The 25,711-nt window shown below is 64.9% G+C and carries 23 protein-coding genes and 1 pseudogene; 10 read left to right on the top strand and 14 right to left on the bottom strand.

The window, feature by feature from the left end; genetic code table 11:
* Positions 1 to 157: 157 nt before the first annotated feature.
* From sucD to ACVMB1_RS32765, 7 genes are all read right to left on the bottom strand, one after another.
* A complete protein-coding gene (gene sucD / locus ACVMB1_RS32735; protein WP_028340814.1) occupies positions 158 to 1,039 on the bottom strand; it encodes a succinate--CoA ligase subunit alpha in 882 nt (293 codons plus the stop codon).
* A 95-nt stretch (positions 1,040 to 1,134) separates the two neighbouring features.
* On the bottom strand, positions 1,135 to 1,611 hold the full coding sequence (locus tag ACVMB1_RS32740) for a DUF1579 family protein (RefSeq protein ID WP_076834630.1): 477 nt from the start codon (positions 1,609 to 1,611) through the stop codon (positions 1,135 to 1,137).
* 2 nt (positions 1,612 to 1,613) lie between these two features.
* Positions 1,614 to 2,810 (bottom strand): ADP-forming succinate--CoA ligase subunit beta, encoded by a 1,197-nt coding sequence (gene sucC / locus ACVMB1_RS32745; RefSeq protein ID WP_057020926.1) that lies wholly within the window; start codon positions 2,808 to 2,810, stop codon positions 1,614 to 1,616.
* A gap of 161 nt (positions 2,811 to 2,971) precedes the next feature.
* Positions 2,972 to 3,940: a malate dehydrogenase gene (gene mdh, locus ACVMB1_RS32750; RefSeq protein ID WP_028336306.1), complete on the bottom strand. Its 969-nt coding sequence runs from the start codon at positions 3,938 to 3,940 to the stop codon at positions 2,972 to 2,974.
* 209 nt (positions 3,941 to 4,149) lie between these two features.
* The gene (gene zapE, locus ACVMB1_RS32755; protein ID WP_057020927.1) at positions 4,150 to 5,337 is read right to left on the bottom strand and encodes a cell division protein ZapE; all 1,188 of its coding nucleotides are present in this window, start codon (positions 5,335 to 5,337) and stop codon (positions 4,150 to 4,152) included.
* Positions 5,338 to 5,559: 222 nt separating this feature from the next.
* Positions 5,560 to 6,096, bottom strand: coding sequence for an RNA 2',3'-cyclic phosphodiesterase (thpR, locus tag ACVMB1_RS32760; protein WP_057020928.1), 537 nt, complete (start codon positions 6,094 to 6,096; stop codon positions 5,560 to 5,562).
* 166 nt (positions 6,097 to 6,262) lie between these two features.
* Positions 6,263 to 6,922, bottom strand: coding sequence for an arylesterase (locus ACVMB1_RS32765; RefSeq protein WP_076834707.1), 660 nt, complete (start codon positions 6,920 to 6,922; stop codon positions 6,263 to 6,265).
* A gap of 55 nt (positions 6,923 to 6,977) precedes the next feature.
* Here ACVMB1_RS32765 and ACVMB1_RS32770 point away from each other — a divergent pair, with 55 nt between their 5' ends.
* The 3 genes from ACVMB1_RS32770 to ACVMB1_RS32780 all read left to right on the top strand — a co-directional run bounded on the left by ACVMB1_RS32770 (position 6,978) and on the right by ACVMB1_RS32780 (position 11,290).
* Positions 6,978 to 7,697, top strand: a complete 720-nt coding sequence (locus ACVMB1_RS32770; RefSeq protein WP_028336302.1) for an ABC transporter ATP-binding protein — start codon at positions 6,978 to 6,980, stop codon at positions 7,695 to 7,697.
* A complete protein-coding gene (locus ACVMB1_RS32775) occupies positions 7,694 to 10,264 on the top strand; it encodes an ABC transporter permease (protein ID WP_076834632.1) in 2,571 nt (856 codons plus the stop codon). The genes ACVMB1_RS32770 and ACVMB1_RS32775 overlap by 4 nt, the downstream gene beginning before the upstream one ends.
* A 234-nt stretch (positions 10,265 to 10,498) precedes the next feature.
* Complete coding sequence (locus ACVMB1_RS32780) at positions 10,499 to 11,290, top strand: Bax inhibitor-1/YccA family protein (protein WP_021078796.1); 792 nt, start codon at positions 10,499 to 10,501, stop codon at positions 11,288 to 11,290.
* Positions 11,291 to 11,511: 221 nt separating this feature from the next.
* On the opposite strand, the gene ACVMB1_RS32785 is transcribed toward ACVMB1_RS32780, so the two are convergent.
* From ACVMB1_RS32785 to acnA, 3 genes are all read right to left on the bottom strand, one after another.
* Complete coding sequence (locus ACVMB1_RS32785) at positions 11,512 to 11,883, bottom strand: DUF2794 domain-containing protein (protein WP_028340822.1); 372 nt, start codon at positions 11,881 to 11,883, stop codon at positions 11,512 to 11,514.
* Positions 11,884 to 12,410: 527 nt separating this feature from the next.
* The gene (locus ACVMB1_RS32790; protein WP_057020930.1) at positions 12,411 to 13,172 is read right to left on the bottom strand and encodes a DUF1223 domain-containing protein; all 762 of its coding nucleotides are present in this window, start codon (positions 13,170 to 13,172) and stop codon (positions 12,411 to 12,413) included.
* Positions 13,173 to 13,398: 226 nt separating this feature from the next.
* Positions 13,399 to 16,119, bottom strand: coding sequence for an aconitate hydratase AcnA (gene acnA / locus ACVMB1_RS32795; RefSeq protein ID WP_076834633.1), 2,721 nt, complete (start codon positions 16,117 to 16,119; stop codon positions 13,399 to 13,401).
* A 240-nt stretch (positions 16,120 to 16,359) separates the two neighbouring features.
* Here acnA and ccmA point away from each other — a divergent pair, with 240 nt between their 5' ends.
* From ccmA to ACVMB1_RS32820, 5 genes are all read left to right on the top strand, one after another.
* Complete coding sequence (gene ccmA, locus ACVMB1_RS32800) at positions 16,360 to 16,962, top strand: heme ABC exporter ATP-binding protein CcmA (protein WP_076834635.1); 603 nt, start codon at positions 16,360 to 16,362, stop codon at positions 16,960 to 16,962.
* Complete coding sequence (gene ccmB / locus ACVMB1_RS32805) at positions 16,959 to 17,627, top strand: heme exporter protein CcmB (protein WP_076834637.1); 669 nt, start codon at positions 16,959 to 16,961, stop codon at positions 17,625 to 17,627. The genes ccmA and ccmB overlap by 4 nt, the downstream gene beginning before the upstream one ends.
* A 75-nt stretch (positions 17,628 to 17,702) precedes the next feature.
* Entirely contained in the window at positions 17,703 to 18,491 is a 789-nt protein-coding gene (locus ACVMB1_RS32810; protein WP_076834639.1) for a heme ABC transporter permease, read from the top strand.
* Between the two features lie 4 nt (positions 18,492 to 18,495).
* Positions 18,496 to 18,675, top strand: coding sequence for a heme exporter protein CcmD (gene ccmD / locus ACVMB1_RS32815; RefSeq protein WP_057020935.1), 180 nt, complete (start codon positions 18,496 to 18,498; stop codon positions 18,673 to 18,675).
* Complete coding sequence (locus tag ACVMB1_RS32820) at positions 18,672 to 19,265, top strand: DsbE family thiol:disulfide interchange protein (RefSeq protein ID WP_057020936.1); 594 nt, start codon at positions 18,672 to 18,674, stop codon at positions 19,263 to 19,265. The genes ccmD and ACVMB1_RS32820 overlap by 4 nt, the downstream gene beginning before the upstream one ends.
* A 180-nt stretch (positions 19,266 to 19,445) precedes the next feature.
* Here the strand turns inward: ACVMB1_RS32820 and ACVMB1_RS32825 are convergent, their stop codons facing one another.
* Both ACVMB1_RS32825 and ftsY read right to left on the bottom strand, forming a co-directional pair.
* Positions 19,446 to 20,048: a septation protein A gene (locus tag ACVMB1_RS32825; protein ID WP_057020937.1), complete on the bottom strand. Its 603-nt coding sequence runs from the start codon at positions 20,046 to 20,048 to the stop codon at positions 19,446 to 19,448.
* A gap of 82 nt (positions 20,049 to 20,130) precedes the next feature.
* A complete protein-coding gene (gene ftsY, locus ACVMB1_RS32830; protein ID WP_038384709.1) occupies positions 20,131 to 21,078 on the bottom strand; it encodes a signal recognition particle-docking protein FtsY in 948 nt (315 codons plus the stop codon).
* 49 nt (positions 21,079 to 21,127) lie between these two features.
* On the opposite strand from ftsY, the gene ACVMB1_RS32835 reads away from it, so the two are divergent.
* Both ACVMB1_RS32835 and ACVMB1_RS32840 read left to right on the top strand, forming a co-directional pair.
* Positions 21,128 to 21,829, top strand: a complete 702-nt coding sequence (locus ACVMB1_RS32835; RefSeq protein ID WP_057020938.1) for an RluA family pseudouridine synthase — start codon at positions 21,128 to 21,130, stop codon at positions 21,827 to 21,829.
* A 204-nt stretch (positions 21,830 to 22,033) separates the two neighbouring features.
* A complete protein-coding gene (locus ACVMB1_RS32840; RefSeq protein WP_076834640.1) occupies positions 22,034 to 23,173 on the top strand; it encodes a DUF2336 domain-containing protein in 1,140 nt (379 codons plus the stop codon).
* 260 nt (positions 23,174 to 23,433) lie between these two features.
* Here ACVMB1_RS32840 and mtaB read toward each other — a convergent pair.
* Together mtaB and dapF are read right to left on the bottom strand one after the other, a co-directional pair.
* A pseudogene (mtaB, locus tag ACVMB1_RS32845) lies at positions 23,434 to 24,712 on the bottom strand (tRNA (N(6)-L-threonylcarbamoyladenosine(37)-C(2))-methylthiotransferase MtaB).
* Positions 24,713 to 24,730: 18 nt separating this feature from the next.
* Entirely contained in the window at positions 24,731 to 25,618 is an 888-nt protein-coding gene (gene dapF / locus ACVMB1_RS32850) for a diaminopimelate epimerase (RefSeq protein WP_076834644.1), read from the bottom strand.
* Positions 25,619 to 25,711: the final 93 nt, after the last annotated feature.

Raw genomic sequence — 25,711 nt, forward strand, 5'->3', positions numbered from 1 at the left:
GGACAGATATTCCTGCCTAAAAGAACTAAGAAATGAATTTATTTTCATTTTTTATTGATCGGCATTCCGGCACCAAAACGCAATAAAAGAGCGGGTTCCCCAAGGAGAACCCGCCCCAAATCACGCCAAACCTCGAAGGGAACTCGCCGGACGGCGGTTACTTCAGCATTTCCGCGAGCGTATGCCCGAGGCGCGCCGGCGACGGCGAGACCCTGATGCCGGCGGCTTCCATCGCCGCGGTCTTGGAACCGGCGTCGCCCTTGCCGCCCGAGATGATCGCGCCGGCATGGCCCATGCGGCGGCCGGGAGGTGCGGTGACACCGGCAATGAAGCCGACCATCGGCTTCTTGCGGCCGCGCTTGGCCTCATCCTTGAGGAACTGGGCGGCGTCTTCCTCGGCGGAGCCGCCGATTTCGCCGATCATCACGATCGACTTGGTCTTCTCGTCGGCCAGGAACATCTCCAGCATGTCGATGAACTCGGTGCCCTTGACAGGGTCGCCGCCGATGCCGACCGCGGTGGTCTGGCCGAGACCCTCCTGGGTGGTCTGGAACACCGCCTCATAGGTCAGGGTGCCGGAGCGGGAGACGATGCCGACCGAGCCGGGCTTGAAGATGTTGGCCGGCATGATGCCGATCTTGCATTCGCCGGCGGTCATCACGCCGGGGCAGTTCGGCCCGATCAGCCGCGACTTCGAGCCCGACAGCGAGCGCTTCACACGCACCATGTCGAGCACCGGGATGCCCTCGGTGATGCAGACGATCAGCGGGATTTCCGCGTCGATCGCCTCGCAGATCGCGTCGGCTGCGCCCGGCGGCGGGACATAGACCACGCTGGCGTCGGCGCCGGTCTTCTCGCGCGCTTCGGCGACGGTGTCGAACACCGGCAGGTTGAGATGGGTCGAGCCGCCTTTGCCCGGCGCCACGCCGCCGACCATCTTAGTGCCGTAAGCGATCGCCGCTTCCGAATGGAACGTGCCGTTCTTGCCGGTGAAGCCCTGGCAGATGACCTTGGTGTTCTTGTCGATCAGAATGGACATGGTTCGAGATGCTTTCGCGAGACGATCGGTGATGGGACTCTATGGTTTGAGCATGATCTTGTCGGAAAACCGGAGACCACTTTTCAGGATCATGCTCAGTGAATACGCCGGTACACGCCGGTGAGCACGTCGGCCCACCCTTCCGCGTCAGGCGAGAACTGGATTTTCATGTTGTAGGTGTTGTCGTCGACGACCTCGTAGACGTGACGGGCATTGCCGCGCAGCGAGCCGCGCACCAGGATCAGCGACTTGCCCGCCCATCTACCGGACGCCGGTGACGGCGGGTAGTAGCCGAGCGAGTCGTGCCAGAACAATTTGTAGGCCCGATCGTCGCGGTCGTAGGTGAACACGCCGTGGGTGGCGAAGCTCTCCTTGCCGTCGCGGGTCTGCACGCTGTCCTGGATCAGGTAGAAGCCGTTGAGCGCGATGCGCGCAACGACCTGCGAGGTGGCCGGACCGCCCGCGGTCCAGCGCGACGGATAGACCATCTCTTCGCCGCTCCACTCGCCCGCAAACGCCGCGAGCTTGCGGTGTTCGTCCAGCGGTGTCGGAGCGTCGAGATGATCGGCCATCGTTAGCCTCCCTTGACGGCTTTCACGATCTTCTGTGCAGCGTCATCGAGGTTGTCGGCGGGCAGGACGTTGAGGCCGCTCTCGCGGATGATCTTCTTGCCCTGCTCGACATTGGTGCCTTCGAGGCGCACCACCAGCGGAACCTTGAGGCCGACCTGCTTCACCGCGGCGACCACGCCCTCGGCGATCACGTCGCACTTCATGATGCCGCCGAAAATGTTGACCAGGATGCCCTTCACGTTCGGATCGGCGGTGATGATCTTGAACGCGGCCGCGACCTTCTCCACGCTGGCGCCGCCGCCGACGTCGAGGAAGTTCGCCGGCTCCATGCCGTACAGCTTGATGATGTCCATGGTCGCCATGGCAAGGCCGGCGCCGTTGACCATGCAGCCGATCGTGCCATCGAGCGCGACGTAGTTGAGGTCGTATTTCGACGCCTCGATCTCCTTGGCGTCTTCCTCGGTCTCGTCGCGCAGCGCGACCACGTCCGGATGACGATAGAGTGCGTTGCTGTCGAACGACACCTTGGCGTCGAGCACGCGAAGCTGGCCCTGCTTGGTGACGACGAGCGGATTGATCTCGAGCATCGCCATGTCCTTGGCGGCGAAGGCGGCATAGAGCTGGCCGGTCAGCTTCTCGGCCTGCTTGGCGAGATCGCCGGTCAGCTTCAGCGCCTTGGCAACCGTGCGGCCGTGATGCGGCATGATGCCGGTCGCGGGATCGACCGAGAACGAGACGATCTTTTCCGGGGTCGAATGCGCGACCTCTTCGATATTCACGCCGCCTTCGGTCGACACCACAAAGGAAATTTCGGAGGTCTCGCGATTGACCAGGATCGAGAGGTAGAACTCCTTGTCGATGTCGGAGCCTTCCTCGATGTAGAGGCGATTGACCTGCTTGCCGTGCGGACCGGTCTGCACCGTGACCAGCGTCGCGCCGAGCATCTGCTTGGCGAATTCGGCGACCTCGGCGGCCGATTTGGCGATGCGGACGCCGCCCTTGTCGCCGGCCGATGCTTCCTTGAACTTGCCCTTGCCGCGGCCGCCGGCATGGATCTGGCTCTTCACCACCCAGATCGGGCCGGGCAGCTGCTTGGCCGCCGCGTCGGCCTCTTCCGGCTTCAGCACCGGCACGCCGCGCGAGATCGGCACGCCGAATTCATGCAGCAAAGCCTTGGCCTGGTATTCATGGATATTCATGGAAAGACGCTCCCAAACCCTCGTGCGGCGACCTTTTACGTCAGCCTTGAGACTGGCATACCATATACCAAAGCTCGCGCAACTAAAAAATCCGCCGGAATTTCATCGCCTTGCACCCGACAGGCGATTGAAACCGCCTATCGGGCCATTGCCAATCGAGATTACTTGCCGAGCAGATCGGGCGCGATCTTCTTGCAGGCGTCGACCAGGCCCTGCACCGCACCGACCGACTTGTCGAAAGCCTCGCGGTCCTTGCCCGCCAGTTCGATCTCGACGATGCGCTCGACACCCTTGGCGCCGACCACGACCGGCACGCCGACATACATGTCCTTCACGCCGTACTCGCCGTTGAGATAGGCGGCGCAGGGCAGCACGCGCTTCTTGTCCTTCAGGTAGCTCTCGGCCATCGCGATCGCGGACGCAGCCGGCGCGTAGAAGGCGGAGCCAGTCTTGAGCAGGTTGACGATCTCGGCGCCGCCGTTGCGTGTGCGATCGACGATCTCATCGATGCGCGCCTGCGAGGTCCAGCCCATCTTGACGAGGTCGGGCAGCGGAATGCCGGCGACAGTCGAGTAGCGGGTCAGCGGCACCATGGTGTCGCCGTGGCCGCCGAGCACGAAGGCGGTGACGTCCTCGACCGAGACGTGGAATTCGTCGGCCAGGAAATAGCGGAAACGCGCGGAGTCGAGCACGCCGGCCATGCCGACCACCTTCTTGTGCGGCAGGCCCGAGGCCTTCTGCAGCGCCCACACCATGGCGTCGAGCGGGTTGGTGATGCAGATGACGAAGGCGTCGGGCGCGTACTTCTTGATGCCGGCGCCGACCTGCTCCATGACCTTGAGGTTGATGGAGAGGAGATCGTCGCGGCTCATCCCGGGCTTGCGCGGCACGCCGGCGGTGACGATGCAGACCTTGGCGCCGTCGAGCGCTTCATAGGAATTGGCGCCGACCAGATTGGAATCGAAACCGTCGACCGGCGACGACTGCGCAATGTCGAGCGCTTTGCCCTGCGGCACGCCCTCGGCAATATCGAACAGCACGACGTCTCCGAGTTCCTTGAGGCCGACGAGGTGCGCCAGCGTTCCGCCGATCTGTCCGGAGCCAATCAGAGCAATCTTGTCGCGTGCCATGGGAAATCAGTCCTTTGAACTGTGTACGGGAGGGAGGGAAGTCGGTTGCAAGGGTGGTTATCCCTTTCGAATGATCCATTCAAGTCGCGGCCTGCCCGATTGCGGGCCCTGCCTGGAATTCGAACAGGCATGCCAGCAACATCCGCCCCGGAGACACGAAAAGTTGCGCCGAACCGGACCGCGCGCAAGACGAAATATCGAGACTGAATTCAGGTCTCGACAAGGCCAGTCGACGCGCCGCTCGCCGAGGAGTCCTTCCGGCCGTGCGGCAGCGCCAGGTAGGATTCCGAGCTCATTTCGATCAGGCGCGAGGACGTGCGCTTGAACTCCATCGCCTCGACACCGTCGGTCGCGAGGTACAGCGACACCGGATCGGCCTCGGCCGAGGCCATCAGCTTCACGGCATTGTCATAGAGCGTGTCGATCAGCGAAATGAAGCGCTTGGCGGCATTGCGCTCGGCGTAATCCATCACCGGAATGTGGTCGATCAGGATCGTGTGGTAGTCGTGCGCGAGCCTGAGATAATCGGACGCGGCAAGCGGCTTCTCGCAGATGTCCATGAAGCTGAAGCGCGCGACGCCGTGCGCCGAGCAGGGCACGTTCAGGATGCGTCCCTTGATCGGAATGAGGCGTGCCTTGCACGGGGCATTGCCGGTCATCTTCCGCCAGGCCGCGTTGAGCGCGGCATCGGCCGCGTCATCCGCGGGCACCAGCCACATCTTGACGCCGACGAGTTTCTCCAGCCGGAAGTCGGTGCGCGCATCGAGCCGCAGCACGTCCATGTGGTCGGAGATCTGCGCGATGAACGGCAGGAACAGCGCGCGATTGAGCCCGCCCTTGTAGAGATCGTCAGGCGCAACGTTCGAGGTCGCGACCACCACGGTGCCGAGATCGAACAGCTTGGCGAACAGCCGGCCGAGGATCATCGCATCGGCGATGTCGGTGACGTGAAATTCGTCGAAGCAGAGCAGCCAGGCTTCGTCGAAGATCGCCTGCGCTGTGAGCGCGATCACGTCGCCGTCCGCGATCTCGCCGCGCGCGATCTGCTGACGGTAGCCGTAGATGCGCTCATGCGCCTCGGCCATGAATTCGTGGAAGTGCGCGCGGCGCTTGTGTTCGACCGGGCTCTGCTGGAAGAACAGATCCATCAGCATGGTCTTGCCGCGACCGACCTCGCCGTGGACGTAGAGCCCGCGCGGCGGCTTGTCGTCCTTGTCGCCGCCGAACAGCCGCCCGAACAGGCCTTGCTTGCGCTGCGGCTTGTAGCTCGCGAGCCGCTCATCCAGCGCGCCGAATGCCTCGGCGGCGCGGGCCTGGGCGGGATCGGCCTCGATCGCGCCGGAGGCGACCAGGGATTTGTAGAGCTCGAGAAAGGAACTGGGCGAGGTGGACAGCATGAGCCCACCTTACGGCCCTAGTGTGCGGCAAATTGCAAGCCGTGAATTGTGCCAGTGGGGTATGCACTTTCCTCTCCCTCGCCCCGCTCTTGCGGGGAGAGGGCTGGGGTGAGGGGCTCTCACCACCCGACGCGCTCTATCGACGGACCCGTACCCCCTCACCCGGATCGCATCTTCGATGCGATCCGACCTTTCCCCGCAAGCGGGGCGAGGTGAAGAGGCTCACGCGCAGAGCGCGTAGGAATCCTCGACCACATAGGGGCCGCCGCCTGTCGACGCGCGCGACGAGAACAGCACGAAGCGGTCCGCCAGGAAGCTGCGGCTCGGGAAGTAGCCGCGCACGGACAGATAATCCGCGACGTCCTGGCTCGAAGCGTCATGCAGACGAGCGAGCGTGACATGTGGCGTGAATTTCCTGCCCTCGGGATCGAGCCCCATCCGCTGCATCATCCGCTCGAGCTCGGCCTGCAGTTCGATCAGCGGCCGGCTCGGCTCGACGGCGGCAACCACCGCGCGCGGCTTGCGTCCGCCGAAGCTCGACAGGCCCTGCAATTTGACCTCGAACGGCTTGCGGTTTACCCGAAACAACATCGTCGCGATCTCGTTGGCCCACATGCCATCGATATCGCCGATGAAGCGCAGAGTGACATGATAATTTTCGGGATCGATCCAGCGTGCGCCGGGAAGGCCGCCACGCAAGCTGGAGAGGGTTTGGCCGATATCGGCCGGAATTTCCAGTCCAGTGAACAGACGCGGCATCGCAATAATCCTCGATGCTTGGCGCGGGTTTTGGGAGCCCGCACCCTGTAACGGCCCGGCGACGAATCACCGATGCCTATTTGTACCCGAGATATGTGACTCTGCGAAGCATGACCCGTTAACAGCTCGTAAACCTACGGACACGGCACGGCTCACTGCCTGCGCTTCAACTGCGTTGCCCTGATATTGCGCCGAGAAATGCCTCCACTGTGGGCAGGATATTTTTCACAACGATGTCCACACCTGCTGCCGTCGGATGCATGCCGTCGGCCTGGTTGAGTTTCGCGTCGGCGGCAACCCCATCGAGGAAGAACGGATAGAGCGGCACGCCAAGGGTCTTCGAGAGATCCGGATAGATCGCGTTGAACTTCGCTGCATACTCACTGCCATAGTTCGGTGGCGCGAGCATGCCGCACAAGAGCACGGCGATCTTGCGCGCCTGCAACTTTGTGATGATGTCGGAGAGCGCGGCACGCGTGACGGCGGGATCGATGCCGCGCAAGGCATCGTTGGCGCCAAGCTCGACAATCACGGCATCGGTTCCATCAGGCACCGACCAGTCGAGTCGCTCGCGGCCGCCCGAGGCGGTGTCGCCGGACACCCCGGCATTGCTCATCTCGACCTTTATCCCCTTGGCTTCCAACGCCTTTTGCAGCCGGATCGGGAATGCCGCCGGGCCTGGGAGGCCGTACCCGGCGCTCAGGGAATCGCCCAGAACCACCATCTTGATCGGCTTCGCCGGGCCCTTCTCCGGGCCATTCTCCAGCCTTGGCGTCTGCGCGCTGGCCGCCGTCATCAAGCCCATAAGCAACACGAGTATGTGCACGAAGATTCTCAACCGGCCCTCGACCGCAGACGCGGAAGTGCCATATGACCGAACCATGGACAGTCTCATCGAATCCTCTTCACTGACCGACGTCGAGCCGGACACCATTGCCGTCAGGAACGTCAATCTCTCGCTCGGCACCGGCGCGGCACGGGTCCATATCCTCAAAGATATCAGCCTTCGTGTGGCAGCGGGTGAGGCCATCGGCCTGATCGGCCCGTCGGGCTCGGGCAAGTCGACCTTGCTGATGGTAATGGCGGGGCTCGAACGTCCTGACAGTGGAGAAGTGGTCGTCAACGGCACCTCGTTCAATGCCCTCGACGAAGATGCGCTGGCGCGCTTCCGCGGCCGCCAGGTCGGCATCGTCTTCCAGTCATTCCATCTGATCCCGACCATGACGGCGCTGGAGAACGTGGCGGTGCCGCTCGAGCTCGCCGGCAATCCCGATGCCGCTGCGCGCGCCGCGCAGGAGCTGCAATCGGTCGGGCTCGGCGAGCGGCTGCATCATTATCCGACGCAACTCTCCGGCGGCGAGCAGCAGCGCGTCGCGATCGCGCGCGCGCTCGCGCCCGATCCCGCGATCCTCGTTGCCGACGAGCCGACCGGGAATCTCGACGAGACGACAGGCAAGCAGATCGTCGACCTGCTGTTCACCAAGCACGCCGAGCGCGGCATGACGCTGGTGCTGGTGACGCACGATCTCGCGCTCGCGCAGCGCTGCGACCGCGTCGTGCGGCTGCGCTCCGGCCGCATCGACGGACAATCCACGACATGAGCATCGCGTCCGAAGCCGCGGTGCAGGGCCGCGCGTCGTCGCTTGCCTTCCGTTATGCGCTGCGCGAATTGCGCGGCGGCCTGCGCGGCTTCTACGTGTTCATCGCCTGCATCGCGCTCGGCGTGATGGCGATTGCCGGCGTCGGCTCGGTCGCCGCGAGCCTTGGCGACGGCCTGTCCCGCGAGGGACGTACGCTGCTCGGCGGCGACGTCGCATTCTCGCTGATCTCGCGCGAGGCCAAACCCAACGAGGTCGCCTATCTGCGCACGCGCGGCGAGGTTTCGATCGCGGCCACGCTGCGCGCGATGGCCCGCAGCAATGACGGCAAGCTGGCGCTGGTCGAGCTGAAGGCCGTCGACGGCAAATATCCGATGCTCGGCGAGCTGACGCTCGAGCCGAACATGCCGGTCGCCGATCTGCTTGCCGAACGCGACGGCGTCTACGGCGCGGCCGCCGATTCGACGTTGCTGGCGCGGCTCGACCTGAAGCTCGGTGACCGCGTCACCATCGGCAGTGCGACCTACCAGATCCGCAGCGTGGTGGTGGCCGAGCCCGACAAGCTTGCCGGCGGCGTCGGCCTCGGGCCGCGCTTCCTGGTCAGCGAAGCCAGCCTGCACGCCACCGACCTGCTGCAACCGGGCAGCCTGGTGCGCTGGATCTACCGCGTGAAGCTGCCTGACGGCGCCAACGACGATCGCGCCACCACCGCGCTGATCGACGGCGCGCGGACCGCCGCGCCGGAGGCCGGCTGGGAGCTCCGCAGCCGCAGCAATGCCTCGCCGCAGCTCGAGCGCACCATCAACCGCTTCACCCAGTTCCTGACCCTGGTCGGCCTCGCGGCGCTACTGGTCGGCGGTGTCGGCGTCGCCAACGCGGTGAAGAGCCATATCGACCGGCGCCGCGACGTCATCGCTTCGTTCAAGGCGCTCGGCGCCACCGGCCGCGACGTCTTCACGATCTACTGCACGCAGGTGGTGGTGCTGGCCGGGATCGGCTCGGCGATCGGGCTCGTGCTCGGCGCCGCGCTCCCCTTCGTCATCGTCGGCCTGTTCGGCAAGCTGCTGCCGCTGCCGGTAGTGCCCGCGCTGCATCCCGACGAGCTCGCGCTGTCCTTCCTCTACGGCCAGCTCACCGCGCTGGCGTTCGGGCTGTGGCCACTCGGCCGGGTGCATGACGTGCCGGTCGCGGCGCTGTTCCGCGAGACCGTCGCCAGCGAGTGGCATCGCCCGCGCTGGAGCTATCTGGCGCTGATGGCCGTGGTGATCGCGCTCCTGATCGGAGTCGCGATCGGGCTTGCCTATGACAAGCGGGTCGCTGCCGTGTTCGTCGCCTCGTCGATCGCGGTGTTCCTGCTGCTGCGCGGAATCGCCGAGCTCCTGATGGCGGTGGCGCGGCGGCTGCCGCGCAGCCGCATGACCATGCTGCGGCTCGCGATCGCCAACATCCACCGGCCGGGCGCGCTGACGCCGTCGGTGGTGCTGTCGCTGGGGCTCGGGCTGGCGGTGCTCGTCACCATCACCCAGATCGACGGCAATCTGCGCCGGCAATTCCTGGCCGCCCTGCCGGAGCGGGCGCCGTCGTTCTTCTTCATCGACATCCCCTCCACCGAGGCCGACCGCTTCAATGCCTTCCTGGCGAAGGTCGCCGCCGGCTCGACCGTCGAGGATGTACCGATGCTGCGCGGACGGATCGTGGCCGCGCGCGGCGTCAAGGCCGACCAGCTCAAGCCGTCGGTCGATTCGGAGTGGGTGCTGCAGAGCGACCGGGGCCTGACCTACACCGGCGAAATTCCCAAGGGCTCGAAGATCGTCGAGGGCGAATGGTGGGGGCCGGACTACAGCGGGCCGCCGCTGGTCTCGATGGAGAAGAAGATCGCCGACGGCCTGTCGTTGAAGATCGGCGACGAGATCGTCGTCAACGTGCTCGGACGCGACGTGCCGGCGAAAATCGCCAACCTGCGCAACATCGACTGGCAGGGCCTCGGCATCAATTTCGTGCTGGTGTTCTCGCCGAATGCCTTCAGGGGTGCGCCGCACAGCCATGTCGCGACCCTGACGGAACCACACGCCGATTCCGCCGACGACGCGCGCATCATCAAGCAGGTCGCCGACGCGTTCCCGATGGTGACCAGCGTGCGGGTCCGCGAGGCGCTGGAGACGGTCGGCAGCGTGGTCAGCAATCTGGTGCTGGCGATCCGCGGCGCCAGCGCCGTGACGCTGATCTCCGCGATCCTGGTGCTCGGCGGCGCGCTCGCCGCCGGACACCGCCACCGCGTCTATGACGCCGTGATTCTCAAGACGCTCGGCGCCACGCGGGTGCGACTGCTCGGCGCCTACGCGCTGGAGTATCTGATGATCGGTTTTGCAACCGCGGTGTTCGGGGTGATCGCCGGCTCGATCGCGGCCTGGCTGATCGTGACTAGGCTGATGACGCTGAGTTTTATCTGGCAGGCCGGCAGCGCCGCGCTGGTCGTGGTCGCCGCGCTGGTCGTCACGGTCGGACTGGGGCTCGCCGGGACGCTGCTCGCGCTAAACCAGAAGCCGGCCTCAGTGTTGCGGAATTTGTGACAAAATGTAGCGGCGCGAGCGCCGTTTTTGCCTATGATGCTAGGGCAGAGCGACATTCGGCCGCGCGTGGAAGCTTGCGTCGGATGTGTTAATTTCCCACATACCAATCGGGTCGGATAGTCGGTTTGAATGACACGGAATTAATGTTCCGCAAACCGAGCCATCTGAGATAGATTTACGACCGGCGCCGCAAATCCCTTGCGCTCCACCGGGACCAACCACGGGAATTCGACCATGTCGGACCTAGACCGCAACTACGCTTCTCCTTTCGGCCGGGCCGCCGGGCGCATTGACGCTGCGGCCGTCGACGCCGGTCTGCGCGCCTACATGCTGCGCATCTACAACTACATGAGCATCGGCCTGGCCATCACCGGCCTCGCCGCGCTCGGCGTCTACATGGGTGCGGTGACGACCGACCAGTCGGCCGCCGTCGCCAAGTTCGGCAACGCCTATCTGACGCAGTTCGGCTACGCGATGTTCGTGAGCCCGCTGAAGTGGCTGTTCATCCTCGCCCCTCTGGCGATGGTGTTCGTCATCTCGGCCGGCATCAACCGCCTGCAGCCCGCGACCGCCCAACTCCTGTTCTGGGTGTTCTCGGCGCTGATGGGTCTGTCGCTGTCGTCGATCTTCCTGGTGTACACGCACACCTCGATCGTGCGCGTGTTCTTCATCACCGCGGCAACGTTCGGTGCGCTGAGCCTCTACGGCTACACCACCAAGCGTGACATGAGCGGCATGGGCTCGTTCCTGTTCATGGGTCTGATCGGCATCATCATCGCGAGCCTGGTCAACCTGTTCCTGGCGAGCTCGGCGCTGCAGTTCATCGTGTCGGTGGTCGGCGTGCTGGTGTTCGCGGGCCTCACCGCCTGGGACACCCAGCGGCTGAAGAACGACTACATCTACGGCTACGCCTCGCAGGGTGGCGTGATGGCAGAGCGTGCGGCAATCACTGGTGCGCTGTCGCTCTACCTGAACTTCATCAACCTGTTCACGCTGCTCCTGCAGCTGCTCGGCCAGCGCGACTAAGCGCCTCGAGCGAGCCGATCAAATCCAAGCCCCGGCCATTCCGCCGGGGCTTTTCTTTTGGGCGAGGCGAGATGTGATGTAGCCCGGATGAAGCGCAAGCGAAATCCGGGATAGGCTCATCCGCGGCTTCAACGGCCCCGGATTGAGCGGAGCCTGCCATCGAGCGCGTTCGCGCGGCCCGTTGGCTCCATCCGGGCTGCAAGCAGACTGACCTGACGCGCTTAGACCAGCGACAGCTTGCGGTCGATCACGAACAGCACGCGTTCGAGTTCATGGCCGCGGCGCAGGATCAGGCCGGTCGCGGAAATCACGCTGTACATGCCCTGCTTGCGCGCAAGCCGGGGGTCCTTCTCGATCCGGTAGATCGGCACTTCCGACGCGCGCCGGAACACCGAGAACACGGCCCGATCCTTCAGGAAGTCGATCGCATAATCGCGCCACTCGCCGTCGGCGACCATGCGGCCGTAGAGATTGAGAATGCGGTTGAGTTCAAGTCGATTGAAAGTCACGCGATTGGGCTGAGGGGTCGCGGCGGCGGTGCGCGCCGCGGCACGACTCCCGCTCGGATCAGTGTCCTCCGAGATCAAACTCATCGAGCGCCTCCTGTCACCTCGGTGGCGATCGGGTTCCGAAGGCCCCTCTTCGGGATCGTCACGAGAGTGACATGATCGCGCTAAGCGCGCGGGCCCGCAAGGGGCCAATCGCAATGCAACCGGGCCTTAACCACCGCCGCGCGCGGCGGATTGTCCGAAAAACCGCAGAGTCACGGGAACGTTAGCGGAATCATATTGCTGCCCCACTTCCGCCCATCGCCCGCCCCGCTGCCCTGCGAAAAGGAAACCCTGCGTTGGCCCGGTCCTTTCGGTTCCGGATTCCTCAGCCCCCAGCCCCCCGGGGCCGTCGGGATCGGGCCTGTTCGCAGGGGAGTCAAATCCCAACACTGGGCCAACGAAAGTTGGTCCTTTTTGTTTTGGGGCCTGCGCAAGCGAGACGCGCGCGCCAAGCACCGGCGCCTTCCTTTCGGCAGATCACTGAATGCAGGTTTGTCGCCATGCGGCTGCACGAAAACATGCGTGCGACCGGCGGAAGCCAGCGCATCGCGCCTTACCGCAGCGAGGCGCTAGTGAAGTGAGGTGAAGGCAGCGCCGAGCATCGGGCCCGGCTTGTCGCGGTTGCCGTCCTGGACGTACACCGCCGCAGCATCGACACCGTCACGCGTGATGTTCTCCAGCGGCACGGTCCAGCTCCCGGACGAACCGTTCCAGTCACCGACCTTGAGGAGATTGCGCACGACGTTGTGGTAGGTGATCTCGCGGCCGCGGTTCTCGCCGCGCGCGATCGAGATCGGCACCGACTTCGAGATCGAGCAGATCCAGACCTCGCCGCGCGACACGGCCGGCGACTTCGATGCGGCGACCGACACGTTGATCTGCTTTCCGCTCAGCGTCATCGTCACGGGCACCGACATCACGCTGCCGCTCCTTTCGGTGTCCTTGATGGCGTCCTCGATACTGGCGCGATCGCTGCCGATCACATGCGCGGAGCCATTGATCACGGCTTGCGGCGTGTAGACGTCGCGGTCGCCGCGAACATGCGAATAGGCCTTCTGGCGCGCGCTGAAACGGGAATCGGCCAGCGTGTCCTTCCAGCCGAGATAGTCCCAATAGTCGATCGGCATGCTCAGCGCGATGACGTTGGGGTCCTTCGCGAGGTCACCGATGATCTTGTCCGCGGGCGGACAGGACGAGCATCCCTGCGAGGTGAAGAGTTCGACGACGGCACGCGGATCGGCGTGGGCGGGGCGGATGATCGCGACGATTGCGCAGATACCAAGGGCGCTGGACCATCGCGAGATACAGTTATAGGCCATCATCGCTGTCATACTGCGAACCAGTCGTGATGATTTCCATCCGTAATTGTACGGAGCATGAAGTCTGTCCCTGAACTTGCGTGCCCCAAAACGCGAGAAAGCGGCCTTTTCATAGGCCGCCTTCTTTTTAGCCGCTACTCACTAAGCAGTGAGGCACCGATCACAAATCCGCGTTGGAGCATGGTCCGGAAAAGTGTGAAACGGTTTTCCGGACAGACCATGCTCAAACAAAGGGGCCTTAGGCCGCGAGTTTGCGCAGCACATAATGCAGGATGCCGCCGTTGCGATAGTAGTCGAGCTCGTCCAGCGTATCGATCCGGCAGAGCAGCGGGACATCCTTTTTGCCGCCGTCAGCGGAGACGATCTCGGCCGTTAGCGTCTGGCGCGGCTTCAGGTCGCCCTGCAGCCCGCGGATCGTGACCTTCTCGTCGCCCTTGAGGCCGAGCGAGGACCACGACGTGCCGTCCTGGAAGGTGAGCGGAAGCACACCCATGCCGACCAGGTTGGAGCGATGGATGCGCTCGAAGCTCTGGCAGATCACCGCGCGCACGCCGAGCAGGCGCGTGCCCTTTGCGGCCCAGTCGCGCGACGAGCCGTTGCCGTATTCGGCGCCGGCGAACACCACCAGCGGCACGCTCTCCTGCTGGTACTTCATCGCGGCGTCGTAGATCGACATCTGCTCGCCGTCGGGCCAGTGCTTGGTCAAACCGCCTTCCGGAATATTGCCGTCGGCACCCTTCAGCATGAAGTTCTTGATGCGGATGTTGGCGAAGGTGCCGCGCATCATCACTTCATGGTTGCCGCGCCTCGTGCCGTACTGGTTGAAGTCGGCGGGACGCACCTGGTGCTCGCTGAGGAACTTGCCGGCGGGTGAGGTCAGCTTGATCGAACCGGCCGGCGAGATGTGGTCGGTGGTGATCTTGTCGCCGAACATCGCGAGGATCCGCGCGTCGACCACGTCGGTGACCGGATCCGGCTGCTTCTTCATGCCCTCGAAATAGGGCGGGTTCTGCACATAGGTCGAGCTCATGTTCCAGCGATAGGTCTCGCTTTCCGTGGTCTTGATCTTGCGCCAGTTGGTATCGCCCTTGAACACGTCGGCGTACTTCTTCTTGAAGATCGTCGCGGTGACGTACTTCTTCATGAAGGCGTTGATCTCCTTGGCGGTCGGCCAAATGTCCTTGAGGAACACCGGCTTGCCGTCCTTGCCGATGCCGAGCGGCTCGACCGCGAGATCCTTGGTCACGGTGCCGGCGATCGCATGCGCGACGACGAGCGGCGGCGAGGCGAGGTAGTTCGCCTGCACGTCGGGCGAGACGCGGCCTTCGAAGTTGCGGTTGCCCGACAGCACGGCGGCGGCGACGATGCCGTTTTCGTTGATTGACTTCGAGATGTCTTCCGGCAGCGGGCCGGAATTGCCGATGCAGGTCGTGCAGCCGAAGCCGACGAGGTTGAAGCCGACCTTGTCGAGATCGGCCTGCAGGCCAGAATTGGCGAGATACTCCGCCACCACCTGGCTGCCCGGCGCGAGCGAGGTCTTCACCCACGGCTTGGCCTTGAGGCCCTTGGCGGCCGCCTTGCGCGCCAGCAGGCCGGCGCCGATCAGCACGCTCGGATTGGAGGTGTTGGTGCAGGAGGTGATCGCCGCGATCACGACGTCGCCATGGCCGAGATCGAAGTCACGGCCCTCGACCGCATAACGCTTCTGCTCGCCCTCGGGCTTCTTGTATTCGCCGACCAGCGCGGTCGCGAAACCGGTCGACACCGCCGGCAGCGCGATGCGGCCTTCGGGGCGCTTCGGCCCGGCCATCGACGGCACGACGTCGCCGAGGTCGAGCGTCAGCGTGGTAGTGAACACCGGGTCAGTCGACTTGGCGGTGCGGAACAGGCCCTGCGCCTTGGCGTAGGACTGCACCAGCTTGACGCGATCGGCCTTGCGGCCCGAGGTCTTCAGGTAATCGATGGTCGCGGCGTCGACCGGGAAGAAGCCGCAGGTCGCGCCATATTCGGGCGCCATGTTGCCGATGGTCGCCTTGTCCGCGACCGAGAGATAGTCGAGGCCCGGGCCGAAGAATTCAACGAACTTGCCGACCACGCCGAGCTTGCGCAGCATCTGGGTGACGGTCAGCACGAGGTCGGTCGCGGTGACGCCTTCCTTGAGCTGGCCCTTGAGCTTGAAGCCGACCACTTCGGGCAGCAGCATCGACAGCGGCTGGCCGAGCATGCAGGCCTCCGCCTCGATGCCGCCCACGCCCCAGCCGAGCACAGCGAGGCCGTTGACCATCGTGGTGTGCGAGTCGGTGCCGACCAGCGAGTCGGGATAGGCGACCTCGAAGGTGCCGGTCTTCCGGCCGACCGTCATCTTCTCCTTCTTGGTCCACACCGTCTGCGCGAGATATTCGAGGTTGACCTGGTGGCAGATGCCGGTGCCGGGCGGCACCACCGAGAAGTTCGAGAACGCCTTCTGGCCCCACTTCAGGAACTCGTAGCGCTCCTGGTTCTGCTTGTATTCCTCGGTGACGTTCTTCGCGAACGCCTTGTTGTCACCGAAGAAGTTGACGATCACCGAGTGGTCGATGACGAGATCGACCGGCACCAGCGGGTTGATCTTCTCGGCATCGCCGCCGAGGTTCTGCATCGCGTTGCGCATCGCCGCGAGGTCGACCACGGCCGGGACGCCGGTGAAATCCTGCATCAGGACGCGCGCCGGGCGGAACGCGATTTCGTGCTCGAGCTGGCGCTTCTTCAGCCACTTCGACACCGCAACGATGTCTTCCTTCTTGACGGTGCGGCCGTCCTCGTTGCGCAGCAGGTTCTCCAGCAGAACCTTCATCGAATACGGCAGCTTCGAAATCCCCTTCAGTCCGTTCTTCTCTGCCTGGGGCAGGCTGTAATAGACGTAGGACTTGCCGCCGACCTTCAGGGTCTTGCGGCATTTGAAGCTGTCGAGCGAGGTCATGCGAGGAATCCCAATTCTCAGTTATACCCGGCAAGGGTAACTAAACACCGGCGATCGACACTGGCCAAGGGATGGCCTGGGGTGGGTTGCGGCCGCCGACTGTGTGTGCTGCATCAAGTTCCGGGCTTATAGAACCTTTCTAGAAGCGCCGCCACACCGACAAGCGTGCGACAGCGTTGCGCGACCCAAAAATTCTCACGCGGTAGCGAAAGATTTCAGAGGGCTGTGACAAGACGAACCATGCGGCTCTCGGGACGAAATCTGAAATGCGTGCGCGGCGGACGCGAGGTGTTTTCCGGCCTCGATCTGTCGGCCACGTCAGGCGAGGCACTCGCCATCACCGGCCCCAATGGCGCCGGCAAGACCTCGCTGCTGCGCGTCCTCGCCGGGCTATTGGTTCCCGCCGAGGGTGTGGTCGCGCTCGAAGGCGGCGACGCCGAGCTCAGCCTGCCTGAGCAGGCCCACTATCTCGGCCACCGCGACGCCCTGAAGCCGGCGCTGAGCGTTGCGGAAAATCTGTCCTTCTGGCGGGAATTTCTCGGCGGCGAGACCAAGGATGCCGGGCAGTGCCTTGCCGCCGTGGCGCTCGACCACGCCGCGCACCTGCCGGCGGCCTATCTTTCCGCCGGCCAGCGCCGCCGCCTGTCGATCGCGCGCCTGCTCTCGGTGCGGCGGCTGGTGTGGCTGCTGGACGAGCCGACATCGGCGCTCGACGCGGCCGGACAGGCGCTGTTCGTCGGGCTGATGCGTGACCATCTCGCACAGGGCGGCCTGATCGTCGCGGCGACGCACCTGCCGCTCGGCATCGACGCGCGCGATCTGCGGATGGGAGGCGCGGCATGAGCGCGCTTGGCGCCTTGATCCGGCGCGACATCCGCATCGCGCTGCGCGTCGGCGGCGGCGCGCTGATCGGCGTGCTGTTCTTCCTCACCGTCACGGTGCTGATGCCGTTCGCGGTGGGCCCGGATCTCGCGCTGCTGTCGCGGCTCGGCCCCGCCATCCTCTGGCTCGGCGCGTTGCTGGCGAGCCTGCTCACGCTCGACCGCCTGTTCACGGCCGACCACGAGGACGGCTCGCTCGACCTCATCGTGATGAGCCGGACGCCGCTGGAACTCGCCTGCGCCGCCAAGGCGCTGGCGCACTGGATCGCCGCCGGCCTGCCGCTGATCATCGCAACCCCGGTGCTCGGCCTGCTGCTCAATCTCGACGGCACCGCGACGCTCGCGGTCGCCGCAACGCTGCTGGCGGGAACACCGGCGCTGACCTTCACCGGCATGATCGGCGCGGCCCTGGCGGTGACGCTGCATCGCGGCGGGCTATTGCTGGCGGTGCTGGTGCTGCCGCTGTCGATCCCGGTGCTGATCTTCGGGGTTGCGGCCTCGCAGGCGGCGATATCGGGCCCCCCGCCCTTTGGAACACCATTCTCGATCCTCTGCGCGCTGTCACTTGCCAGCCTCGTGATCGGCCCCTTTGCCGCCGCCGCGAGCCTGCGGCACGGGCTGGACTGAAATGAGCCCGATCAAATCTCGCCGGGAGGAGATCGGCCGATTGCCTGCGACACATCGGACGATTATCAGGGTGCCATGACGCTGACCGACCTCGCCAATCCGACCAAGTTTCTGGCGCTGACCGCGCGCATGCTGCCGTGGCTCGCGGGCGTGACCGCTATCCTGCTCGCGATCGGGCTCTACCAGTCGGCGATGGCGCCCGACGACTACCAGCAGGGCGCGACGGTCAAGATCATGTTCATCCACGTGCCGAATGCGTGGCTGTCGATGTTCGTCTGGGGCGTCATGAGCGTGGCCGCGCTCGGCACCCTCGTGTGGCGGCATCCGCTCGCCGACGTCGCCGCGAAAGCCGCAGCTCCGATCGGCGCCGCCTTCACCTTGCTTGCGCTCGTCACCGGCTCGCTGTGGGGCCGGCCGATGTGGGGCACCTATTGGGAGTGGGATGCACGCCTGACCTCGGTCTTGATCCTGTTCCTGATGTATCTCGGCCTGATGGCGCTGTGGCGCGCGGTGGAGGACCCGTCGCGTGCGGCGCGGGCGGCGGCGGTGCTCACGCTGGTAGGCGCGATCAACATCCCGATCATCAAGTTCTCGGTCGACTGGTGGAACACGCTGCATCAGCCGGCCTCGGTGTTTCGCGCGGGCGGGCCGACGCTCGACAAGGCGTTCCTGTGGCCGCTGCTGGTGATGGCGATCGCGTTCTCGCTGCTGTTCATCACCTTGCACCTAGCGGCGATGCGCAACGAGATCCTGCGCCGGCGCGTTCGCAGCCTGCAGATGATGCAGGCGAGCCGCGTCTCGTTCACGAGCGAGGTGGGCGGCGGTTCGCAGGCAACCGCGTCAAACGAAATTGGAGCGGCGTGATACGATGGCGCTTGGTCCCTACGCCTCCTTTATCGTGACCTCCTATGCGCTGGTCGCGGCGGTCGTGCTGCTGCTGATCGTCTGGATCATCGCCGACTATCGCCGGCAACAGGCGCGCCTCAGGGAGATCGAGGCCAGCGGCGTGACGCGCCGCTCGGGCCGCAGCGCGGCGGATATAAGATGAGCGATCAGGCGACCAACAGCCCGCCGCAAGCCCGCCGCCTGCTGGTGGTGCTGCCGCTGCTGATCTTCCTCGGCCTTGCCGGGCTGTTCCTGCTGCGGCTCTATGGTGGCGATCCCTCGAAAATCCCGTCGGCGCTGATCGGCCGGCCGGCGCCGCAGACCGCGCTGCCCGCGCTCGACGGCCTGGTGCGGGACGGCGCGCCTGTCCCCGGTCTCGATCCCGCCGCCTTCAAGGGCAAGGTCTCGGTCGTCAATGTCTGGGCGTCGTGGTGCGTGCCTTGTCACGACGAGGCGCCGCTGCTGACCGAGCTCGGCAAGGACAAGCGCTTCCAGATCATCGGCATCAACTACAAGGACTCGCCCGAGAATGCCCGGCGCTTCCTCGGCCGCTACGGCAATCCGTTCGGCATCGTCGGCGTCGACGGCAACGGCCGCGCCTCGATCGAATGGGGCGTCTATGGCGTGCCCGAGACCTTCCTGGTCGGGCGCGAGGGCACCATCGTCTACAAGCTGGTCGGCCCGGTGACTCCGGACAACGTCAACCGCGTGCTCAAGGCCGAGATCGAGAAGGCGCTCGCGGCGGGCAGTTGATAGCCGTTACTTGCGCTCACCTCTCCCCGTCCTTTACGGCGAGGGGCTTTGGACGGTGTTTGTAATAAACTCCGAGCCTATCCGTGGAGAGACCCTCACCCCACCCTCTCCCCGCATCCGCCTTCGCCCGAAGGCGGGCTTCGGCGGACAAGAGAGCGGGGCGAGGGAGCAGAGTGCTGATCACCCCTTCCGCACGTCGCCCGCGTCGGCCTCACTCGCCTCCAGCGAGACCGGCTCAAGGTGATAGCGCTTGGTCAGCGGCATCTGGGCGATGGCGAAGATCATGGTCAGCGGCGTCACGCCGAACACCTTGAAGTTCACCCAGAAATCCGTGGTCTGCGTGCGCCAGACAAGCTCGTTGAGCACCGCCATGCCGGCGAAGAACAGCGCCCAGCGCAGGGTGAGGATGCGCCAGCCCTGCGGCGTCAGGTTGAACACCTGGTCGAACATGATGGCGATGAAGGACCGGCCGAACAACAGCCCGCCGCCGAGCACGGCCGCGAACAGCCCGTAGATGATGGTCGGCTTGACCTTGATGAAGGTCTCGTCGTGCAGCACCAGCGTCAGCGTGCCGAACACCAAGACGATCGCGCCGGTCACCAGCGCCATGATCGGCACGTGCCTGGTCACCACATAGGATGCGATCATCGCGGCCACGATCGCCACCATGAACGCGCCGGTCGCGACGAACAGATGGTACTTGGCGTTGGCGATAAAGAACACGAGCAGTGGCCCGAGTTCGGTCGCCAGCTTGAACAGCGGATGCGGCTGGGTCTTGTCCATCAACTCTCTACTTTGATTTGAGGCATGACCCGATCCGAAAACCGGTGTCCACTTTGCGCTAACGCGGCCCTTCGGGTCGGGGTCATGCCTCGATTCCAGCAATTGCCTTGGCAAAATCCTTCGCCGCGAAGGGCGCGAGGTCCTCGACGCCTTCGCCGACGCCGATGAAATGCACCGGCAGCTTGTGCTTCTCCGACAGCGCGACAAGGATGCCGCCGCGCGCCGTGCCGTCAAGCTTGGTCATCACGAGCCCCGTGACGCCTGCCGTACGATGAAACGCCTCGACTTGCGACAACGCATTTTGTCCCACCGTGGCGTCGAGCACGAGCAGCACCGCGTGCGGCGCCGACGCATCGACCTTCCTGATGACGCGCACGACCTTTTCCAGCTCGTTCATCAGTTCGGACTTGTTCTGCAGGCGGCCGGCGGTGTCGATCAGCAGCACGTCGCGCTGCTGCTCCTTGGCCGCGGTCAGCGCGCTGAAGGCAAGGCTCGCCGAATCCGAGCCCTGGGCGCCTGATATGACCGGCGACTTGGTGCGCTCGCCCCAGACCTTGAGCTGCTCGATCGCCGCGGCGCGGAAGGTGTCGCCGGCGGCCAGCATGACCTTGCGGCCCTCGGCGGAGAATTTCGCGGCCAGCTTGCCGATCGTCGTGGTCTTGCCGGAGCCGTTGACGCCGACCACCAAGATGACGAACGGCTGCTTCGCGGTATCGATCTCGAGCGGCTTCGCCACCGGCGACAGCACCTTCTCGACCTCGGTCGCGACGACGTCCTTGACCTCGTCGGCCGAGATCGCCTTGTCGTAGCGCCCCTTGCCGACAGCCTCCGCAATGCGGACCGCGACATCGGTACCGAGATCGGCGCGCAGCAGCACATCCTCGATGTCATCGAGCATGGCCGAATCGAGCTTGCGCTTGGTGACGAGGTCGGCGACCGCGGTCCCGATCGAACTCGAGGTCCGCTTCAGGCCGCCCTTCAGCCGCTGCCACCAGCTCTGTTTTGGAGTTCCCGCAGTGGTATCGTTCATGGCGCGGACGTGTTAGCCGTTTCGGCCCATAAACGAAAGTCTCGACGAATTGATCGATGTTCCCCAACTAACCGCGGAAGAAATCCTGGGCCGGGTGCTCCACCGCGACGGCCTGATGCTGGTGATCGACAAGCCGGCCGGCCTGCCGGTGCATCGCGGTCCCAAGGGCGGCCCCAATCTGGAGGCCTCGTTCGAAGCGCTGCGGTTCGGCCTGCCGCGGCCGCCGGTGCTGGCGCATCGGCTGGACAAGGACACCTCGGGCTGCCTCGTCCTGGGACGTCACCGCAAGGCAACCGCCTCGCTCGGGCTGTTGTTCAAGCACAGCAAGATCTCGAAGACCTATTGGACCGTGGTCGAGGGCGGCCCTGCCGAGGATGAAGGCACCATCGACATGCCGCTCGGCCGGCTCAACGCCGAGCGCGGCTGGTGGCAGAAGCCGGACCCGGATGGCCAGAAGGCGATCACCAACTGGAAGGTGCTGGGGCGTGGCGATGGCCTCACCTGGCTCGCGATGGAGCCGGTCACCGGCCGCACCCATCAGCTGCGGGTGCATTCGGCGGCGATGGGCTGGCCGATCGTCGGCGACAATATCTATGGCAATGGTCCGCGCTTCGGTGAGCCGACCCTGCATCTGCATTCCCGCGAGATCGGCATCCCGATCTCCAGGAACAAGGACCCGGTGCATGTGGTCGCGCCGGCACCCGAACACATGCGGGAGCGGCTCAGGGCCTGCGGCTGGAACGGCGACTAAGCATGATCCGGAAAAGTGCGAAGCGGTTTTCCGAAAAGATTATGCTCAAACAAAGAGCTAAAGCGCGATGACGATCCAGCCCAACCTCATCGCGCTTTAGCCTCCGTGATTTTACGGACAATTATCCTTTACGGAACATTCAGGCCCATCCGCTAGTCCTGAAGGCAGCTTAGAAAAGCGCGCTGCGACGGCTCAGGACGAGCAATGCTGAATGATGGACAAGCAATTGTCGACGAGGTCGAGGCTGCGATACGCGCCGGCTCCGCCGATAAATGCCTGGCCACGGCAAGGCGCGTCACCGGCCTTTTCCTCGCATCCGCCGGCAAGTTCAACAGCGAACAGATCGAGCTGTTCGACAACGTGCTCGAGCGTCTGGTGAAGACCATCGAGTTGCGCGCGCTCGCCGACATCAGCGCCCGGATGGCGCTCACCGACATCAGCGAGCAGCTCGCACCGGTCGCCCAGGCACCGCCCGCGATCATTCGCCGTCTCGCCAGCAATGACGAGATCAGGATCGCGCGGCCGATCCTGCAGGAATCGTCGCGGCTCAGCGCGGACGATTTGGTCGAGATCGCACGGACCAAGAGCGAGCAGCATCTGCTCGCCGTCGCCGGCCGCTGGTGGCTAAAGGAGGTCGTCACTGACGCGCTTCTGGCGCGTCGCTTTGCGAGCGTGAGCCACCGCCTGGTCACCAATCCCGGCGCCAAAGTATCGCCGGGCGGATTTGCCGTCATCCTCGCGCAGGCCGAGCACGATCCGGTGCTTGCGGTCGAGACCGGCATTCGCGCCGACCTGCAGTCGGAGCTCCGCCTTCAGCTCCTGCGCCGCGCGACGGAAGAGGTTCGCGGCCGTCTGCTGGAACGCGCCCCGCCCTATCTGTTCGAAGAAATCCGGCATGCGATCGCAGCGGTCGCCGCCGGCGTCGAGCGCGACATGTCGCAAGTCCGCGACTTCACCGCGGCCAAGCACCACGTCGCGAAGCTGAAGGACGACGGCGAGCTCAACGAAGCCTCACTGCTCGGTTTCGCCAGGCAGCGAAAATATGAAGAGACCATCGTTGCGCTGGCGTATCTTGCGCAGTCGAACATCGAGGTGATCCGCTCCCTGATGCAAAGCCTGCGCAGTGAGGGCCTGCTGGTGCCGTGCCGGGCGGCAGGCCTGAGTTGGGATACCGCCGCCGCGGTGATGGAATGTCGCTATACCACCGGCTCCATGGGACCGGTCGAGCTCGCCCGTGCGAAGAGCCAGTTCACGAAATTGACCCGCGAAAACGCCGATCGCCTGCTGCGGTTCTGGCAGGTTCGCGCGTCGCAGCCGGCAAGGCTGGGCGGGCGCACGCACTGAGTGCGTCATGCACGATGCGCATGTAGAGATTCAACCTGTCAAATAGCTGGTTCAGTATCATCACATGCGAAATGCAGGTGATCCGCTGCTCCGGACGCGCCATGCGCGGCTCCCCACATTCGTCGTCGTGGCGAAAGCCTGGACCCATAACCACCGCATTCTGTGACCGTGCGAGATCGCGGCCCCAGCGTCGCGCAGCAATTGAGATCTGGGGTAATGGGCCCCGGCCTGCGCCGGGAGAACAATGGGAGCGAACTTTCTCAGCGGCCCGATGCAATGAGCCGCGCACCGTCATGGCCGCGGATAGTCATCGCGCGTACCATGCCCGGCACATCTCTCTCGATCGCGACCGGCAGGAAGGAAGTGCTCGGTGCGGCCTTGCCGCTCGCTCTCGGTCAGCACCTCGCGCATCGCGCCGACTTCCGCGTCAAGCCGGCGCAGCAGCGCGGCTTCGCCTGCCGCGCGCAGCCGCCTGGCGCGCTCCTTGATCGCGCCGCCATCGACCTGCGGCATCCGTGCGGCGGGCGTTCCGGGGCGCTTCGAATAGGGAAACACGTGCAGGAAGGTAAGATCGCATTCCGCGACCAGATCGAGCGAACGCGCGAACATCGCTTCAGACTCGGTCGGGAAGCCCGCGATGATGTCGGCGCCGAGAGCGATGTCCGGCCGCAGCCGGCGGACCTGCGCACAGAAATCGATCGCGTCCTTTCGTGAATGCCGGCGCTTCATCCGCTTCAGGATCATGTCGTCGCCGGACTGCAACGACAGATGCAGATGCGGCATCAGCCGCGCATCGTCGGCGATGACATCGAGCAGGTCGCGATCCGCCTCGATCGAATCGATCGACGAGATGCGCAGCCGCTTCAGCTCGGGCACATGGCGCAGGATCTGCCGGGTCAACTGGCCGAGTTTTGGCGCGCCCGGCAGGTCGGCGCCATAGCTCGTGAGATCGACGCCGGTCAGCACGATCTCGGCATGGCCGCGCTCGACCAGCGCGCGGACCTGATCGACCACCGCGCCCATCGGCACCGAGCGCGAATTGCCGCGGCCGTAGGGGATGATGCAGAAGGTGCAGCGATGATCGCAGCCGTTCTGCACCTGCACGAATACGCGAGGCAGGCCGCGCTCGAAGCCGCCGAGCAGATGCGGCGCCATCTCGGTCACCGCCATGATGTCGGCGACCGCGACCTTTTCGCTCGCATCGATGCCGAACGGCGCCTCGAATGCTGAACGTGTCACGCGCCACGCCTCGCCGCGCATCTTCTCGTCATTGCCGACGACGCGATCGACCTCGGCCATCTCGGCGAACATCTGGCTTTGCGTCTGCGCCGCACAACCGGTGACGACGATGCGCGCATGCGGGCGTTGGCGTTTCAACTTGCGGATCGACTGCCGCGCCTGCGCCACCGCCTCGTTGGTGACGGCGCAACTGTTGATGACGATGGCATCGGTAAGCCCGGCCTGCTCCGCCTCGCGCCTGATCACCTCGGATTCAAATGAATTGAGGCGGCAGCCAAAGGTGACGACATCGACGCCCATAACCGATCTCACGCCCGATCAAGCGACGCTGGCGAATAGCGCCGGATCGAAGCGGCCCTCATATTCGAAATCGGCGGTGCCGGTCATCAGCACGTGATCGTCGCGCTCGCGCCACTCGATGCCGAGCTTGCCGCCGGGCAGCGTGATCTCGACGCTGCGATTGGCACGCTTCAGCCGCGCCGCCGCAACCGCCGTCGCGCAGGCCGCCGAGCCGCACGCTTTGGTGAGACCGGCGCCGCGCTCCCAGGTGCGGATCGTGATGTGGTCGCGATCGACGATATGGGCGAGGGTGATGTTGGCGCGCTCCGGAAAGATCGGGTGGTGTTCCAAAAGCGGCCCGAAACGTTCGAGGTCGTAGGCATTGACGTCGTCGACCCAGAAGATCGCATGCGGATTGCCCATCGAGACCACCGAGGGCGAATGCAAGACCGGATTGTCGATCGGCCCGACCTGCAGCTCGATGTAGCGGGTGTCGCGAAACTCCTCAGCCAGCGGAATGTCCTGCCAGCCGAACTTCGGCGCGCCCATGTCGACGGTATAGAGATCGGGCGCCGGCCCCTGCCAGCAATTGAGCAGGCCGGCGCGGGTCTGGAACGTCGCTGATGTCTGGCCGGTCTTCTCGAAAATCCGCCGCACCACGCAGCGCATGCCGTTGCCGCAGGCCCCGGCCTCCGAGCCGTCATTGTTGTAGATCGAGATGAACGCTTCGGTGCCGTCGAGCCGCGGCGGCTGCAGCACCATCAGCTGGTCATAGGGCACGCCGCCCGCCGGCGAAGCCACGGCGCGCGCCTCCGCTGCCGACACCTGTGCCCGACCTTGTACCGCTGAATCGCGCAGGTCGACGACGACGATCTCGTTGCCGATGCCGTTCATCTTGGCGAATGCGTGATTGGCGAGCGCGCTCATCGATTTTCCCAAATTCTGCCCGGTTATATGGCGAGTGGTGGCCAGTTAGCCAGCCTGAATGGCCCCATGACACATCTGTCATGGGACGAATGC

It is taken from the genome of Bradyrhizobium sp. USDA 4504 (assembly GCF_054063995.1).